The organism is Rhodococcoides kyotonense (assembly GCF_001645385.1).
Taxonomy (GTDB): Bacteria; Actinomycetota; Actinomycetes; order Mycobacteriales; family Mycobacteriaceae; genus Rhodococcoides; species Rhodococcoides kyotonensis_B.
Genome location: NZ_LVHI01000012.1, coordinates 641,630 through 656,351, shown reverse-complemented (window position 1 = coordinate 656,351; position 14,722 = coordinate 641,630). Strand labels below are relative to the sequence as shown.

Genomic DNA, 14,722 nt, shown 5'->3' with positions numbered 1-14,722 from the left:
GCCCTAGCGTCGACGCCACCAAGTGTGGTGCCGGTCACTGGCCGGAAAAGCGGGAAGGATGCGAGATGTATCAAAAGGGAGACGACAAGTTCTTCATCGTCGATGCGCACGTCGCGCTGTGGGATGCGCGCGTCGAGAATCAACGCAACATCCACGGCAAGCAGTTCATCGACTGCTTCTACGACTACCACCGGAACCTGTCGCCGGAGTCGGAGCTGTGGACGTACGACGAGTACCTGTACCAGGGCGGCGAACGCCTGATCAAGGATTTGTTCATCGACGGCTATGTCGACCATGCGATCTTCCAGCCGGCGCACCTCGGTGAGTTCTACGTGAACGGTTTCGGCCAGACCGAGGAAGCGTGGGCGTTGACGCAAGCCCACAAGGGACTGCTCACCTACAACCACCACTTCGACCCGCGGAACGGTGAGCGCGGACTCGACCAGCTTCGTGCGGACGCCGAACGGTTCGGACTGAAGGGCGTCAAGCTCTACACCGCCGAGTGGCACGGAGACTCTCGCGGCTACAAGCTGGACGACGACTGGACTCGCCGCTACCTCGAGGTGTGCCGAGAACTCGGCATCACGAACATCCACGTTCACAAGGGACCGACCATCCGGCCGCTGGACCGCGACGCCTTCGACGTCGCCGACGTCGATCACATCGCCACCGACTTCACCGACCTGAACTTCGTCGTCGAACACTGCGGACTACCGCGGCTCGAAGATTTCTGTTGGATCGCGACGCAGGAGCCGAACGTGCACGCGGGTCTCGCGGTGGCGATACCGTTCATGCACACCCGTCCGAAGTACTTCGGGCAGATCATGGGTGAACTGCTGTACTGGCTGGGAGAGGATCGCATCCAGTTCTCGTCGGACTATGCGCTGTGGACGCCGCGGTGGTTGATCGAGTCGTTCGTCGACTTCCAGATCCCGGAGGAGCTCAGCGAATACCCACCGATCACGCTCGATCAGAAGAAGAAGGTTCTGGGGCTGAACGCGGCCAAGATGTACGACATCGAGGTACCCGAGGATCTCCGACTCGCCGACGCCGACGAGCCTGCCGTCGGCCCGCGTGGCGCGGACCGGATGGACGACGATCGTCTCGTGGGAGCATGAGATGTCGGATTCACGTGAAACAGAGGCATTTCGAGCGTTGAGCGTGGTCGTCGATCCCGAATTGGACGAGCCGATAACCGATCTCGACTTCGTGCATTCGCTGATCGTCTCGTCGGACCACGACGTGCTGGTTCAGTTGCGGTTGCCGACGTCGTTCTGCGCGCCGAACTTCGCGTACCTGATGGCGTCGGACGCCAAGGATGTGCTGACAGCCTTGCCCTGGACGCGAAGTGTGACAGTCGAATTGATCGACCATCACGACTCGAAGATCATCAACGCGGGGTTGGCCGCCGATGCCGGCTATCGGGGTACGTTCTTGCACGAGGCGGAGGACGATCTGGAGGAACTCCGAACGATTTTCCACCGCAAGGCCCATGTGGCCGCCATGGAGCGGTGCTTGACGGCGCTGCTCAAAGCGGAACCGTCGCGGCAGATGAACGAGATGGGACGCGTCGTGCTCGGCGATCTGCCGAATGACTCCGTGACCCGTGCTCTGTTGTCGCGTCGCAGGGTCATCGGACTGCCGTCATCTCCGGACAGCCTCGTCATGGTCGACCACGACGGAAACGACTATGCCGAGATCGACGTTCCGCTCGCATTGCGCCGAGCCCGCTCGACACGAATCTCGATCGACGGCAACGCGCACTTCTGCCGCGGGCTCCTGCGCACCCGCTACGACGACCCCGACCGCACCACGGTCGACGCCCTCTAGGAGAGAAACGATGAGCACGATGCGAGCCGTACAGGTCGTGGGATACCACGACAAACTGCAGATGGCCGAACTGCCGATACCCACGCCCACAGGGCCTTTCGACGTCGTCGTCAAGATCGGCGGTGCAGGCGTGTGCCGCACCGACCTGCACATCCTCGAAGGGCAATGGGCCGAGAAATCGGGCGTCCAGCTGCCGTACACGATCGGTCACGAGAACGCGGGATGGGTACATGCCGTCGGGTCCGCCGTGACGAACGTGCAGGAGGGCGACAAGGTCATCGTCCACCCCCTGATCACGTGCGGGCTCTGTCGTGCGTGCCGGTCCGGCGACGACGTGCACTGCGAGATCAACCAGTTCCCCGGAATCGACACGAACGGCGGCTACGCCGAGTACTTGAAGACGTCGGCACGGAGCGTCGTCAAGATCGACGACTCACTCGAACCCGCCGACGTCGCCGCCCTCGCCGACGCGGGACTGACGGCCTACCATGCGGCCGCGAAGGCGTCGAAACTGTTGACGCCGCGAGACCGCGTCGTCGTCATCGGCGCAGGCGGATTGGGCCACATCGGAATTCAGGTGTTGAAGTCGCTGACCGCAGCGGAGATCGTCGTCGTCGATCGCAATGCCGCCGCCGTCGAACTCGCGACGTCGATCGGTGCGGACCACGGAATCGTGGCCGACGGAACGCATATCGATCAGGTACTCGAGCTGACCGGCGGTACAGGCGGTGAGGCGGTGATCGACTTCGTCGGCGAAGGAGGTGCGACGAAGGAAGGCGTCGCGATGCTGCGTCAGGCAGGCAACTACTACGTCGTCGGATACGGCGAGAACATCGATGTGCCGACGATCGACATCGTGTCCTCCGAGATCAACATCGTCGGTAATCTGGTGGGGTCCTACAACGATCTGTGCGACCTGATGGCGCTGGCGGCCAGAGGATCGGTGGTGCTGCACACGGTGAAGTATGCGCTCGACGACTTCCAAAGTGCCATAGACGATCTCGACGCAGGCGCCATCCGCGGCCGCGCAATCCTGACCCCGTGAGGAGTACGCCATGATCTTCATCGTCGTCAAGTTCGAGACGAAGCCCGAATGGACCGAGAAGTGGCCCGACCACGTCGCCGAGTTCACCGCTGCCACCCGCGCCGAAGAGGGCAACATGTGGTTCGAGTGGTCCCGCAGCCTCGAAAACCCGGCGGTCTACGTGCTCGTCGAGGCGTTCCGCGACGGCGACGCCGGCGGCGCACACGTGAACAGCGACCACTTCAAGAAAGCCATGGAGGAGCTGCCGCAGGCCCTCGTATCCACCCCGAAGATCATCAGCCAGTCCCTCGACGCGACCGGCTGGAACGAGATGGGGGAGATGACCGTGGGCGAGTGAGGCGCCTCCGGCGCTCGTGCGTGCGAATGTATAGCCCGCTATACATTCGCGCGCACGTGCGCCTTGCGCAATTCCGCCTTCGCGATGGTCCGCAGATGCACCTCGTCCGGCCCGTCGAAGATGCGCATGGCCCGGTGCCACCCGTACATCGCGGCGAGCGGCACGTCGTCGCTGACACCCGCACCGCCGTGGACCTGAATGGCACGGTCGATGACTTCGAGCGCGACACGCGGCACGGACACCTTCGCCGCCGAAACATACGGCGCCGCAGCCTTGTTGCCGTGTACGTCGGTGATCTTCGACGCGTACTGGCACAGCAACCGGGCCTGATCGATCGCGATGCGCGACTCCGCGATCTGCTGCTGCACGACGCCCTGTTCGGCGAGAGGTTTGCCGAACGCAATGCGGTCCTGTGCCCGCGCCGTCATCAGCCCGAGTGCACGTTCGGCGGCACCGAGTGCACGCATGCAGTGGTGAATACGTCCGGGGCCGAGACGGGCCTGCGCGATCGCGAACCCCGCGCCCTCCTCGCCGAGGATGTTGCTCACCGGGACGCGCACGTTGTCGTAGACGATTTCGCAGTGCCCGTGCTGATCGTGCCTGCCGAACACCGGAACATCCCGTACGACGGTCACACCCGGGGTGTCGACGGGCACCAGCACCATCGACTGCTGTCGATGCGTCGCCGCGTCGGGATCGGTCTTGCCCATCACGATGAGCAGTTCGCACCGCGGATCCGACGCCCCACTCGTCCACCATTTGCGCCCGTCGATGACGTACTCGTCGCCGTCGCGTCGGATGCGGGTCTGGATGTTGGTGGCGTCGGAACTCGCGACCTCGACCTCGGTCATCGAGAACGCGGATCGAATCACGCCGTCCTTCAACGGTTCCAGCCATCGCGCCTGCTGTTCCTCGGTGCCGAACATGTGCAGCAACTCCATGTTGCCCGTGTCCGGCGCCTGCCCGTTGGTTGCTTCGGGTGCGAGATGCAAGCTCCAGCCGGTGATCTCGGCGAGACCCGCGTAATCGAGCTGACTGATACGGGAATACGCGGGGAGGAACAGATTCCACAGCCCGCGCGAGCGTGCTTCCTTCTTGAGCTCTTCGACGACGGGAGGCAGTGAGCTGTCACCGGGGTCGGCCGACGCTCGGTACTTCTCGTACTCGTGCTCCGCGGGGAAGACGTGGGTGTGCATGAAGTCGACGAGCGTCTCGCGAAGCTCCAGCGCCCTGGCCGACGGCCGAAGATCGAGCGAAGCGACGTCGATCGAAGCGGGCATTGCGACGGTGTTCACGGTGTGTGTCAAGAGATGCGTCCTTCTACGAGTTAAGCTCGGGAACCGAAGAGGCAGAGGCGCGTTCGAGAGCGCGGCCCAGTAGCGGGCCGACCATCTCGCCGACCGTCGAGAAGTCCTCACCCTCGGTGTGCCCCTGCTGGTGACGCGCGTGAATGCCTTCGAGAATCACGGCGACCTTGAAGTCGGCGAACACGAGATACCAGTCGATGTCGGGCACGTCGATGCCCCGCGCGGCGATGTACCGGCGCACCACCTCGTCGCGCGTCGGGAATCCGGGGAGTGCGGTCGCGCCCGCGGTGATGGGATTGAAGAACTCGCCTTCCTGATCCCAGAACGAGCACAGAATGCCGAGGTCGGTCAGTGTGTCTCCGAGAGTGGACATCTCCCAGTCGAGCACCCCGAGGATCTTCGTCGGGTCGGACCGATCGACCATCATGTTGTCGATCTTGAAGTCTCCGTGCACGATTCCCGGAAAGCTCTTCTGCGGCAGCGCCGCGGTGAGCCTGCGATGAATCTCCGCGACTTCCGGTCGCTCGGACGTCGCCGACGCGTCCCACTGTCGCATCCACCGGCGCAACTGGCGTTCGAGAAAGCCGTCGGGATTACCCCAATCGGACAGGCCGACGTCCGCCGGATCGAGGGAATGCAGCGCGACGAGCGTGTCGATCATCGAGTCGGTGATTCCGGTGCGCTGCTGCTCCGTCAGCTCTTCGGTGTCCGATTGCGTGCGTAGCGTGATGCCGTCGAGTTTGTCCATGACGTAGAACGATGCGCCGATGACGCTCGAATCCTCGCACAGGCCAACAGTTCTGGGGACAGGAACCGTGCTGTCGCGCAGCGACGACATCGCTCGGTACTCACGCCCCATGTCGTGCGCCGTCGGGAGCACGTGTCCCTGGGGTGGGCGACGCAGAATCCACTGCCGGGTGCCGTCGCCGATCTCGTACGTCGGGTTCGAGCGACCCCCCGCGATGAGGCGTGTCGTGAGATCGCCGATCGGTCCGGTCTCGTTGTCCACCAGCCATTGTCGAACTCCGGCGACGTCGAGGTCGTCCGTCGTGGTCGCTGCCGTCATCGTTCACTGCCTCCCGGCGTCTGCGGTACGAAGTTCGCGACGGAGCAGCTTTCCGCTCGTCGTCTTGGGTAGTTCGTCGAGAATCACGACGTCGCGCGGGTACTTGTAGGCCGCCATACGCGTCTTGCAGAAGTCGACGAGTTCGGCGGGGGTCACCGTCGCATCGCGCGTCAGAGACACGAACGCCTTCACGGTTTCTCCTCGATACTCGTCGGGCACACCGATGACCGACGCTTCCCGGACTGCCGGATGCTGGTACAGCACGTCCTCGACGTCGCGCGGAAAGACCTTGTAGCCACCGGCATTGATCATGTCCTTGAGACGGTCGACGACGAACAGCCACCCGTCTTCGGTCATCTTGCCGATGTCACCGGTGTGCAGCCAGCCGTCGCGAATCGCATGCGCCGATTCTTCGGGCAGTTGCCAGTATCCCGGCACCACCATGGGGCCCGACACGATGATCTCGCCGGTCTCACCGGGAGCGACGTCGTGGCCGTCGGTGATGTCGACGATGCGCACCCGCGCATTCGGTACCGGCACACCGACCGACAACGCGCCGCTGTCCGGATCGACCGGTGGATCGACGCCGACCGGACCGAGATGTGTGGGCGAGGTGGTCTCGGTCATGCCGTACGCGCCGCGCAGCACCCAACCCGTTGCGGCACGGACGCGTTCGAGCAACGCGGGTCCGACGGGGGCGCCACCGGACGGCGTCTTCGTCAGCGACGTCAGGTCGTACTTCTCGCGCGACGGGTGATTGCACAACGCGATGAACGCCGTACTCGCACCGATCATGAAAGTGCCCCGCCACGTGTCGATGGCTCGCAGCGTCTCTTCGGCGTCGAAGCGATGCAGCAACACGATCGGTGCGCCGCTCAGGATGTGGATGCCGAAGCCCGCGACGAGACCGGTGATGTGGAAAACCGGTGCGACGCCGATGATCACGTCCTGGTCTGCGCGCAGGTCCCACCACGACGTGTAGACCGTCGAGTTGTGGACGAGCGCACTCTGCAGGTTCATCGCTCCCTTGGAGCGGCCGGTCGTACCGGACGTGTAGGTCAGGACGCCGATGTCGGATGCCGAACACGGTGCCGAAACGGGTTGGGAGCCTGCGTGTTCGGCCAGCAACGTATGCCAGTCCACAGTGTCTTCGAATGTGCGACGCTCCCCGATGTGCGACGCGATCGACGCGGGCACCTCGGCCGTCGGCGTCATGTCGAGCGGATGCGTCGTGACGACGATCGCCAGGTCCGTCGTGTCGCGCATCGGGGCGACGACGTCGTCGTACAGGCTGTCGAGGCAGACGAGCGCACGCGCACCCGAGTCGAGCAGATGGTGTGTCAGTTCCTTCTCGCGCAGCATCGGATTGATCGCGACGGGTACCGCGCCCGCCTTCCAGGCGGCGAGCAGCGCGACGAGCCATTGCGGATCGTTCTGCAGATAGATCGCGACGCGGTCGCCCGGCACGAGACCGTGCGACGTCAGTCCCGATGCCAGGGCATCCGCGGCGGCGTCAATCTCGGCGAAGCTGAGCGTCGACCCGAAGTAGTGCACCGCAGGCGCGCCCGGCCTCGTCGCGACGTGGGCGTCCCAGGCATCGCGCATCGTCGAGAACTCCAGGTCCATACCGGCGCGGACGGCGTCGGGGTAGAGCGCCGTCCAGGGCGCGTCGATCTGCTTCACGTTGGTCCACCTCATCGGGCTCGAACTGTCACTGCAGTCGGTGCACGGCACTCGATCCCCACCATAGTCGTGATCCGAACGATCGTTTGTCAACTGTTCGGCGCTGGAGTGCAGATGTGCGGAAACAACCACTACAGGTGCCGCATGCAGATGTTCAGTCATTGACAAACGATTGTTCGACATTCAGTATCAGCATGACGTAGGTCACATTCTTCGCGAGGAGCCGAACCCTATGACCGCACCAGACATCACGTCCGCCCCACCGGCGAAGCCGTGGACGACCGAGGATCGCAAGAAGACTCGGCGTGCCGCGCTCGCCGGTGGCGTCGGAACGCTCATCGAGTACTACGACTTCAGCCTGTACGGCTACCTGGCCGTCGTCATCGCGCCGCTGTACTTCCCGAGTGAGCACCCCGTGACGTCGCTGCTGTCGGCGCTTGCGGTGTTCGGCACGGCCTACCTCGTGCGCCCGCTCGGCGGCATCGTGTTCGGTCACATCGGCGATCGGTTCGGCCGCAAGCGTGCGCTGATGGCGACCCTCGTCTGCATGGGCGTCGGAAGCACGGCGATGGGTCTGCTGCCCACCCCGGCGCAGATCGGCGTCTGGGCGACGGTTCTGCTCGTGATCGTGCGTCTGCTGCAGGGCTTCTCGGCGGGCGGAGAGGTCGGTGGCTCGGCGACCTTCATCTCCGAGTCGGCGCCGTCGCACCTGAAGGCCACGTACGGCGCCTTCACCCCGATGGGCTCGACGGGCGGCTTCGCCCTGGCTGCTGCCGTAGCCGGCGCTGTGTCCGCGCTGACGACGGACGTGCAGATGGACAGCTGGGGGTGGCGCATCCCGTTCCTGATGGCGCTGCCGCTCACGCTGTTCTGCCTGTGGGTGCGCACCCGCGTCGAGGAGACCCACGAGGTCACCGAGACGAAGCACGAGAAGAGCTCGCCCGTGCGTTCGGTGTTCCTCCGTCAACCGCGCGCCCTGGCCCAGGCCACCGCACTCAGCGCGGCGGTCAACGGCACCGCCTACATCGGCCTGACGTACATGGCCATTCACCTGACCAAGCAGCTCGGCTACGACGCGACGCCCGTGTTCTGGGTGGCGACGACGGCAATCGGCATCGCCGCAGTGGCCATGCCCCTGGCGGGACGTCTCGGTGACCGCATCGGAACGGTCCGTCTGATGGCCATCGGATTCGTCGGGTTCATCGTGCTGACCTATCCGATGATGGGGCTGATGCATCTCGGATTGGTCGTCGCGACACTCGCATTCGTCGTGATCATGCTGAACAGCGCCGCGGCGCAGGTCGGCGCCTACACGATCCTGCCGCAGTTCTTCGACAAGCAGTCGCGGTACACCGGCGTCGCGATGGGCTGGAACCTCGGCGTCATCATCGCAGGCGGTACGGCGCCGTTCGTCGCAGTCTGGCTGGTCGAGCAGACGGGCAACATTCTGTCACCGGCGTTCTTCGTGATGACGCTCGCCGTGGTCGGGCTGATCGCCCTGGCGACGGTCCGGGCGCGTCACACGCAGGGGACGTAGCCCACGTGCGCGCGAATGTACAGCCGGCTATACATTCGCGCGCACGGGTGGAGCCGCCGGCCGAACGAAGAACGACGCCGCCACGGCGAGCAAGGACACGACGCCGCCGACCAGGAAGGCGGTGTGGATACCCGCCTCGTTCGCGGCGAGTTCGGCCGTCCCCGACGAGATGCGCGACGTGGTGGTCGTCGTCATCACCGTCACGAACAACGCGGTACCGGCGGCGCCTGCAACCTGCTGAAGCGTGTTGAAGATCGCGCTGCCGTGCGAATAGAGCTGCGGCGGTAGCGAACCCAGCGACGACGTCATCATCGGCGTCATGACGGTCGCGAGCCCGGCGGTCATCAGACAGTGGATTCCGACGACCATCGGCAGCGGGGACTGCGCGTCGAGCAGCGTCATCAGCCACAGAGCCGCGCTGACGACGACGATGCCGGGAATGACGAGCGGCCGCGGACCGATGCGGTCGAACGCGCGTCCGACGAACGGTGCGAGCGCACCCATCAGCAGGCCGCCGGGGAGCAGCATCAAACCGGTGGTCAGCGTGTCGAGACCCCGAATGTTCTGCAGGTACAGCGGCAGCAGGATGAGTGCGCCGAACAGTGCCATCATGCTGATCGCGAGCATGCCGAGGCCGATGCTGAAGGTCGGCGTCGCAAAGGGGCGCAGGTCGAGCAAGGCGCGTCCGGATTCCTGACGCTTGATCTGCCGCAGGACGAACACGACCAGGGCGACGGCACCGACGAGCAGTGGTATCCAGACGGGCACCGACGATTCCTCGGCCGAATGGCCGATGCTGCTGAGGCCGTAGATCAATCCGCCGAACGCGAGTGCCGACAGGACCACCGACACGGCGTCGAACGAGGTCTTGCTGGTCGCGGTCACATTCTTGACCAGAGCCGATCCGACCGCGAACGCGACAAGTGCGATCGGCAGGACGAGCCAGAACATCCAGCGCCAGTCGAGTGCGTCGAGGATGATGCCGGAGATGGTCGGGCCGATGGCAGGCGCAACGGCGATGACGATCGAGATGACGCCCATCATGCGGCCGCGATTCTCGGCGGGCACGAGGTTGAGCACGGTGTTCATCAGCAACGGCAGCATCACCGCGGTGCCGCTCGCCTGCACGACCCGGCCGGCGAGGAGGAGTTCGAAACCGGGTGCCGACGCGGCCAGCAGGGTGCCGACGCTGAACAGGCCCATGGCGGCGACGAATACCTGCCGCAGCGTGAACCGCTGGAACAGGAAGCCCGTCACCGGAATGACGACGGCCATCGTGAGCATGAAGCCGGTGGTCAGCCACTGTGCGGTGCTCGCGGTGATGCTCAGATCCACCATCAGTCGCGGCAGTGCGACGCTCATGATCGTCTCGTTGAGGATCATCACGAACGAGGCGACGACGAGAACGCCGATGAGCAATCTGTTGGCGGACGTGAGTGGCTCAGCGGAGTGCTGACCCGTCGTGGAGTCGATCGCTTGTGTGTCCATCGAGAAATGATCCCTTGCGAAGAGAAGTCGGCATGTACAACGTCCGATAGTCTGAATCAATCTGACAGTGACTGTCAACTTGAAATCGGCTGGTATCTTGGCCCGTGGCGAAGGGAGATGCCATGACCACCGGAACGCCTGACCTCAGAGAACGTCGACGACGGGAGACGCGGCTCGAGATCACCCGCGCCGCTCTCGACCTGTTCGAGCAGAAAGGCGTCGCGGCCACAACGGTCGACGAGATAGCGCGTGCAGCGGGCGTCTCGCCGAGCACCTTCTTCCGCCAGTTCCCGACGAAGGAAGAGTCGATCCTGGGCGGTGACGTCGACATCGAAGCCGACATCGACGACTGGCTGGCGTCCACCGACTCCGCGGACATCGACCTCGCGGGTATGGAAGCGATCTACGAACGCGCCGCGGTGCGACTCGTCGAGGCATCCGACGAGACACGCAGCCGCGTCCTGCGGACCCGTCGACTCATCGTCGGCGACGCGCATCTCCGTGCGACTGCCATCGCGCTCGACGCGACGACGATGTGTCGGCTGACCGATGCCGTGGCGTCGAAACTCGGTGATCGTGAGTCGCTTTCGTACGCTCGACTGCTGGTCGAAGGCGCAGGGATGACTCTGCGCATCGCGTTCGACGACTGGGCGACGCGTGTCGACGCCGGTGAAGACGCCGATCTGGCGGACATCTATCGCGCTACGCGCGCCGAGTTGCGCAGGGTCGTCGCGCGCTAGCGGTCTCGTCGCCGCATGAATGTGGCATTCGAGCTATCCGATCGTATGGACCGCTCGTTCACGCGGTGGGCACCGGAGATAACGGCGCCTCCCCGGCCAGTACCCGCAGGATGTCCTCCGCTGCCGCCCGGCTCGCCGCGACGCGCGCCTGAGCCGTCTGTCCGCCGAGATGCGACATCATGACGACGTTCGGAAGCGACCGCAGAGGACTGTCCTGCGGGAGTGGTTCGACGGCGAACACGTCGAGTCCGGCCGCGGCGATCGTGCCGTCGGCAAGCGCGGCGGCCAGAGCATCCTCGTCCACCAGTGAGCCGCGCGCCGTATTGATCAGCGACGCAGTCGGTTTCATCATCGACAGGGCGCGGCGACCGATCAACCCGACGTTCTGCTTCGTCGCCCTCGGGTGCAGCGACACGAAGTCCGAGACCGCGAGCAGGTCGTCGAGCTCGGCGTACCGCACGACGAGCTCGGGGTCCGGGTAGGCCGTCGTGACGACGACACTCATGCCGAACGCGGCCGCGAGCTCGACCAACCTGCGAGCGCTCGGCCCGAATCCGACGATGCCGAGGGTCGTCCCGCGTAGCTCGTACGTGTCGTGCCGGGGCCATTCGCCCTGTGCGACACCGGCCGTCGTGTCGACTGCGCGGCGCGCGCACATCAGCATCAACATGCAGGCGAGCTCGGCCACGGCGTTCGCGTTGGCGCCGGGGGTGTTGGTGACGACGACTCCGTGCGCGGCGGCTGCGTCGACGTCGACGGCGTCGTATCCGACGCCACTGCGCGCGATGATGGCCAATCGAGGTGCGCCCGAGATCATCTCGTCGGTGATCGTGTCGCCTCCGACGAGCGCCGCATCGGACTCCGCGAGCAGCGACGCCAGCTCACCGTCCGGCCGGGCGCCGACCGCCGAGCTGTGTGTCGTGGTGTGCCCTCGATCGGTGAACATGCGGTCGACGTCGTCACCGGGGGCGAGGTAGTCGGTCGTGATCAGAACATGCGCCATCACGACGCCTGACGAACCAGCTCGTCGCGTACTGCCGCGCCGAGCGACGACGTCGTTCCGGTGCCGCCCATGTCCGGCGTCAACGAGGAACCGCCCTGTGCGAGAACGGTTTCGACGGCCGTCAGAATCGCCTCGCCCGCTTTCACCTCACCGAGATGTTCGAGCATCAGCGAGGCGCTCCAGATCTGCCCGACCGGGTTGGCGACGCCGCGGCCTGCGATGTCCGGTGCCGAACCGTGCACGGGCTCGAACAGGCTGGGGAACTTGCGTTCCGGGTTGATGTTCGCGCTCGGTGCGATACCGATCGTGCCGGTGCACGCAGGACCGAGATCCGACAGGATGTCGCCGAACAGGTTGCTCGCGACGACGACGTCGAACCAGTCGGGGTGCATCACGAAGTTCGCAGCCAGAATGTCGATGTGGTACTTGTCCACGCGAATGTCCTCGTACCCCTTGGCCATTGCCTCGACCCGCTCGTCCCAGTACGGCATCGTGATGGAGATCCCGTTGCTCTTCGTCGCCGACGTCAGGTGTCTGGCGGGCCGCTTCTGCGCAAGATCGAACGCGTACTTCAGGATTCGGTCGACGCCGGTCCGCGTCATGACGGTCTCCTGCATGACCGTCTCGCGGTCGGTGCCCTCGAACATCTTGCCGCCGATGCTCGAGTACTCGCCTTCGGTGTTCTCGCGTACGACGTAGAAGTCGACGTCGCCGGGTGCGCGGCCGGCCAGCGGGCTCGTGACGCCCGGCATCAGCTTGACGGGCCGAAGATTGACGTACTGATCGAAGTGGCGGCGGAACTGCAGCAGGCTGCCCCACAGCGAGATGTGATCCGGGACGACGTCGGGCCAGCCGACGGCACCGAAGTAGATGGCGTCGAATTCGCTCAGTTGCTCGAACCAGCCGTCGGGCAACATCTGGCCGGTGTCCGTGTAGTAGTCGGCGCTCGCGTAGTCGAACTCCTCGTAGTCGATCGTGAAGTCGAATGCCGACGCCGCGGCTTCGAGCACTGCCATGCCTTCGGGTACGACCTCTTTTCCGATTCCGTCGCCCGGGATGACGGCAATGCGGTGTGTGGCGCCCATGAGTGCTCCGTATTCGATCGAGGGTGATCACTGGTATTGCCACCGTATTGCGCAATAAGCTCGAGCGAAAGCCGTGCGACGGCAACACTGCTTTTCCGAATTGGAAAGAAGGCGCGTGTGAGTCAGTTCGACGACCTCGAGTTCTTCGACGTCGTGGCGCGTTCGTCGAGCCTGACGGAGGCCGGACGCGCTCTCGGCATGTCGGTGTCGTCGGTGAGCAAGCGGCTCTCGCAGCTCGAGAGTCGACTCGGAGTCCGCCTCGTGCGACGCAGCACGAGGCGTTCGACGCTGACCCCCGAAGGGGAGCGGTACGCGGCGGGCGTCGCGGTGATCGCCGGCGAACTGGCCGAGCTCGAGGAGTCGGTGAGCGGGCACTACGCCGAACTGCGCGGGCGGCTGCTGATCCAGTCGTCGGTGGGTCTCGGACGGGCGCACATCGCACCGCTGATGGCAGACTTCGTGGCCGAGCATCCCCGCGTCGAGGTCGACGTCGAACTGTCGTCGGCGCCGCCGAACCCGTCGGCCGCGCCGTTCGACATCGCGATACGGGTGGGTGCGCTGCAGGATTCCCGGTTGACGGCAAAGCTGTTGTGCCACAACCGACGAGTGGTCGTCGCGTCGCCACGCTATCTCGAGACGCACACGGCTCCACGGGAGATGGGCGATCTGCGCGACCACAACTGCATCGTCCTACGTCAGGACGAAGGTGATTACGCGTTGTGGAGGTTCGGTTTCGGCGCGGGTGAGACGGCGATCCGTGTCGCCGGGAACATGATCAGCAACGACGGAGACATCGCGACGCAGTGGTGCATCGACGGCCGCGGCGTCCTCATGCGATCGATGTGGCACGTGAAACCGATGCTCGACGACGGAACGCTCGTCCAACTCCTGCCCGACGTCCCGACCCCCGCCGCGGACATCCATGCCGTGTATTCCGCTGCCGCACAGGTGCCGCGACGAGTGCAGGCCGCCGTCGACCATCTGCATGCGCACCTGAAGGTTCGGCTGCGTACATAATGGTGGCCATGCGGTCACGTCAGAAAATTCTGAACGCCACGTTGCGCTTGATCGAGGAGCACGGGTTCGAAGGCGTCAACGTCGCGGCGGTCGCGTCCGCCGCGGGCGTGTCCAGGCAGACCGTGTACTCCATCTTCGGATCACGCGAAGAAGTGGTGTCCCAGGCCATGGCAGGGGTGGTGCGCGAGGTGCTCGGCGGTATTCGCTCGCACCTCGATACGGTCGATACCGCATTCGACTACGTCGCGGACGTGATCGTCGCCGGAAGAACCGCTGTGCGTACGCATCCCGTGCTGGCGACACTGCTCGTGGCCGAGCGCGGCAACCCCGTGTTCGACGCCGGCATGATGGCGCGCGCGAAACCTGTTGCGCGAGAGTTGTTCGAGCCGATGATCGCGCGCGGCCTGATCGACCGGGCAGGTCTCGACGACGTCGTGGAACTCGTGGTGCGATTGGGGCTGTCGGTCATCTCGTTCGACAGCGACACCGTGCGCACCGACGACGATCTGCGGTCCTTCCTCCGTCGATGGTTCGAGCCGGCTCTCCGCGCTCTTCCTTGACACTCTTACGTCTACCTGTCTAGT

Annotated in this window: 14 protein-coding genes; 8 read left to right on the top strand and 6 right to left on the bottom strand. The window is 64.9% G+C overall.

The window, feature by feature from the left end; all coding sequences use genetic code 11:
* Positions 1-65: 65 nt before the first annotated feature.
* From A3K89_RS11115 to A3K89_RS11100, 4 genes are read left to right on the top strand one after another with little or no spacing between them, the layout of a single operon-like run.
* Complete coding sequence (locus A3K89_RS11115; protein WP_068425196.1) at positions 66-1,118, top strand: amidohydrolase family protein; 1,053 nt, start codon at positions 66-68, stop codon at positions 1,116-1,118.
* Between the two features lies 1 nt (position 1,119).
* Entirely contained in the window at positions 1,120-1,830 is a 711-nt protein-coding gene (locus tag A3K89_RS11110; RefSeq protein ID WP_068426155.1) for an iron-sulfur cluster assembly protein, read from the top strand.
* 19 nt (positions 1,831-1,849) lie between these two features.
* Positions 1,850-2,875 (top strand): NAD(P)-dependent alcohol dehydrogenase, encoded by a 1,026-nt coding sequence (locus A3K89_RS11105; RefSeq protein ID WP_068426152.1) that lies wholly within the window; start codon positions 1,850-1,852, stop codon positions 2,873-2,875.
* Between the two features lie 10 nt (positions 2,876-2,885).
* Entirely contained in the window at positions 2,886-3,212 is a 327-nt protein-coding gene (locus A3K89_RS11100; RefSeq protein ID WP_068425194.1) for a putative quinol monooxygenase, read from the top strand.
* 38 nt (positions 3,213-3,250) lie between these two features.
* Here A3K89_RS11100 and A3K89_RS11095 read toward each other — a convergent pair whose 3' ends face one another.
* The 3 genes from A3K89_RS11095 to A3K89_RS11085 are packed head-to-tail and all read right to left on the bottom strand — an operon-like array spanning position 3,251 to position 7,211.
* On the bottom strand, positions 3,251-4,492 hold the full coding sequence (locus A3K89_RS11095) for an acyl-CoA dehydrogenase family protein (RefSeq protein ID WP_068426149.1): 1,242 nt from the start codon (positions 4,490-4,492) through the stop codon (positions 3,251-3,253).
* Positions 4,493-4,532: 40 nt separating this feature from the next.
* Positions 4,533-5,585: a phosphotransferase family protein gene (locus tag A3K89_RS11090; RefSeq protein WP_068425190.1), complete on the bottom strand. Its 1,053-nt coding sequence runs from the start codon at positions 5,583-5,585 to the stop codon at positions 4,533-4,535.
* Between the two features lie 3 nt (positions 5,586-5,588).
* On the bottom strand, positions 5,589-7,211 hold the full coding sequence (locus tag A3K89_RS11085) for a class I adenylate-forming enzyme family protein (protein WP_240930933.1): 1,623 nt from the start codon (positions 7,209-7,211) through the stop codon (positions 5,589-5,591).
* A gap of 289 nt (positions 7,212-7,500) precedes the next feature.
* On the opposite strand from A3K89_RS11085, the gene A3K89_RS11080 reads away from it, so the two are divergent.
* A complete protein-coding gene (locus A3K89_RS11080; RefSeq protein ID WP_068425184.1) occupies positions 7,501-8,805 on the top strand; it encodes an MFS transporter in 1,305 nt (434 codons plus the stop codon).
* A 27-nt stretch (positions 8,806-8,832) separates the two neighbouring features.
* Here the strand turns inward: A3K89_RS11080 and A3K89_RS11075 are convergent, their stop codons facing one another.
* Entirely contained in the window at positions 8,833-10,293 is a 1,461-nt protein-coding gene (locus A3K89_RS11075; protein ID WP_068425180.1) for an MDR family MFS transporter, read from the bottom strand.
* 122 nt (positions 10,294-10,415) lie between these two features.
* Between A3K89_RS11075 and A3K89_RS11070 the strand changes: the two genes are divergently transcribed.
* A complete protein-coding gene (locus A3K89_RS11070; RefSeq protein WP_068426146.1) occupies positions 10,416-11,033 on the top strand; it encodes a TetR/AcrR family transcriptional regulator in 618 nt (205 codons plus the stop codon).
* 58 nt (positions 11,034-11,091) lie between these two features.
* Here the strand turns inward: A3K89_RS11070 and A3K89_RS11065 are convergent, their stop codons facing one another.
* Both A3K89_RS11065 and A3K89_RS11060 read right to left on the bottom strand, forming a co-directional pair.
* Positions 11,092-12,036 carry an NAD(P)-dependent oxidoreductase gene (locus tag A3K89_RS11065; protein ID WP_068425177.1) on the bottom strand — a complete coding sequence of 315 codons (945 nt, stop codon included), beginning with the start codon at positions 12,034-12,036 and terminating at the stop codon, positions 11,092-11,094.
* Positions 12,036-13,121, bottom strand: a complete 1,086-nt coding sequence (locus A3K89_RS11060; protein ID WP_068425174.1) for a tartrate dehydrogenase — start codon at positions 13,119-13,121, stop codon at positions 12,036-12,038. Before A3K89_RS11060 ends, A3K89_RS11065 begins: the two co-directional genes overlap by 1 nt.
* 117 nt (positions 13,122-13,238) lie before the next feature.
* Between A3K89_RS11060 and A3K89_RS11055 the strand changes: the two genes are divergently transcribed.
* On the top strand, positions 13,239-14,138 hold the full coding sequence (locus tag A3K89_RS11055; RefSeq protein WP_068425171.1) for a LysR family transcriptional regulator: 900 nt from the start codon (positions 13,239-13,241) through the stop codon (positions 14,136-14,138).
* An 8-nt stretch (positions 14,139-14,146) separates the two neighbouring features.
* A complete protein-coding gene (locus A3K89_RS11050) occupies positions 14,147-14,698 on the top strand; it encodes a TetR/AcrR family transcriptional regulator (protein ID WP_068426143.1) in 552 nt (183 codons plus the stop codon).
* Positions 14,699-14,722: the final 24 nt, after the last annotated feature.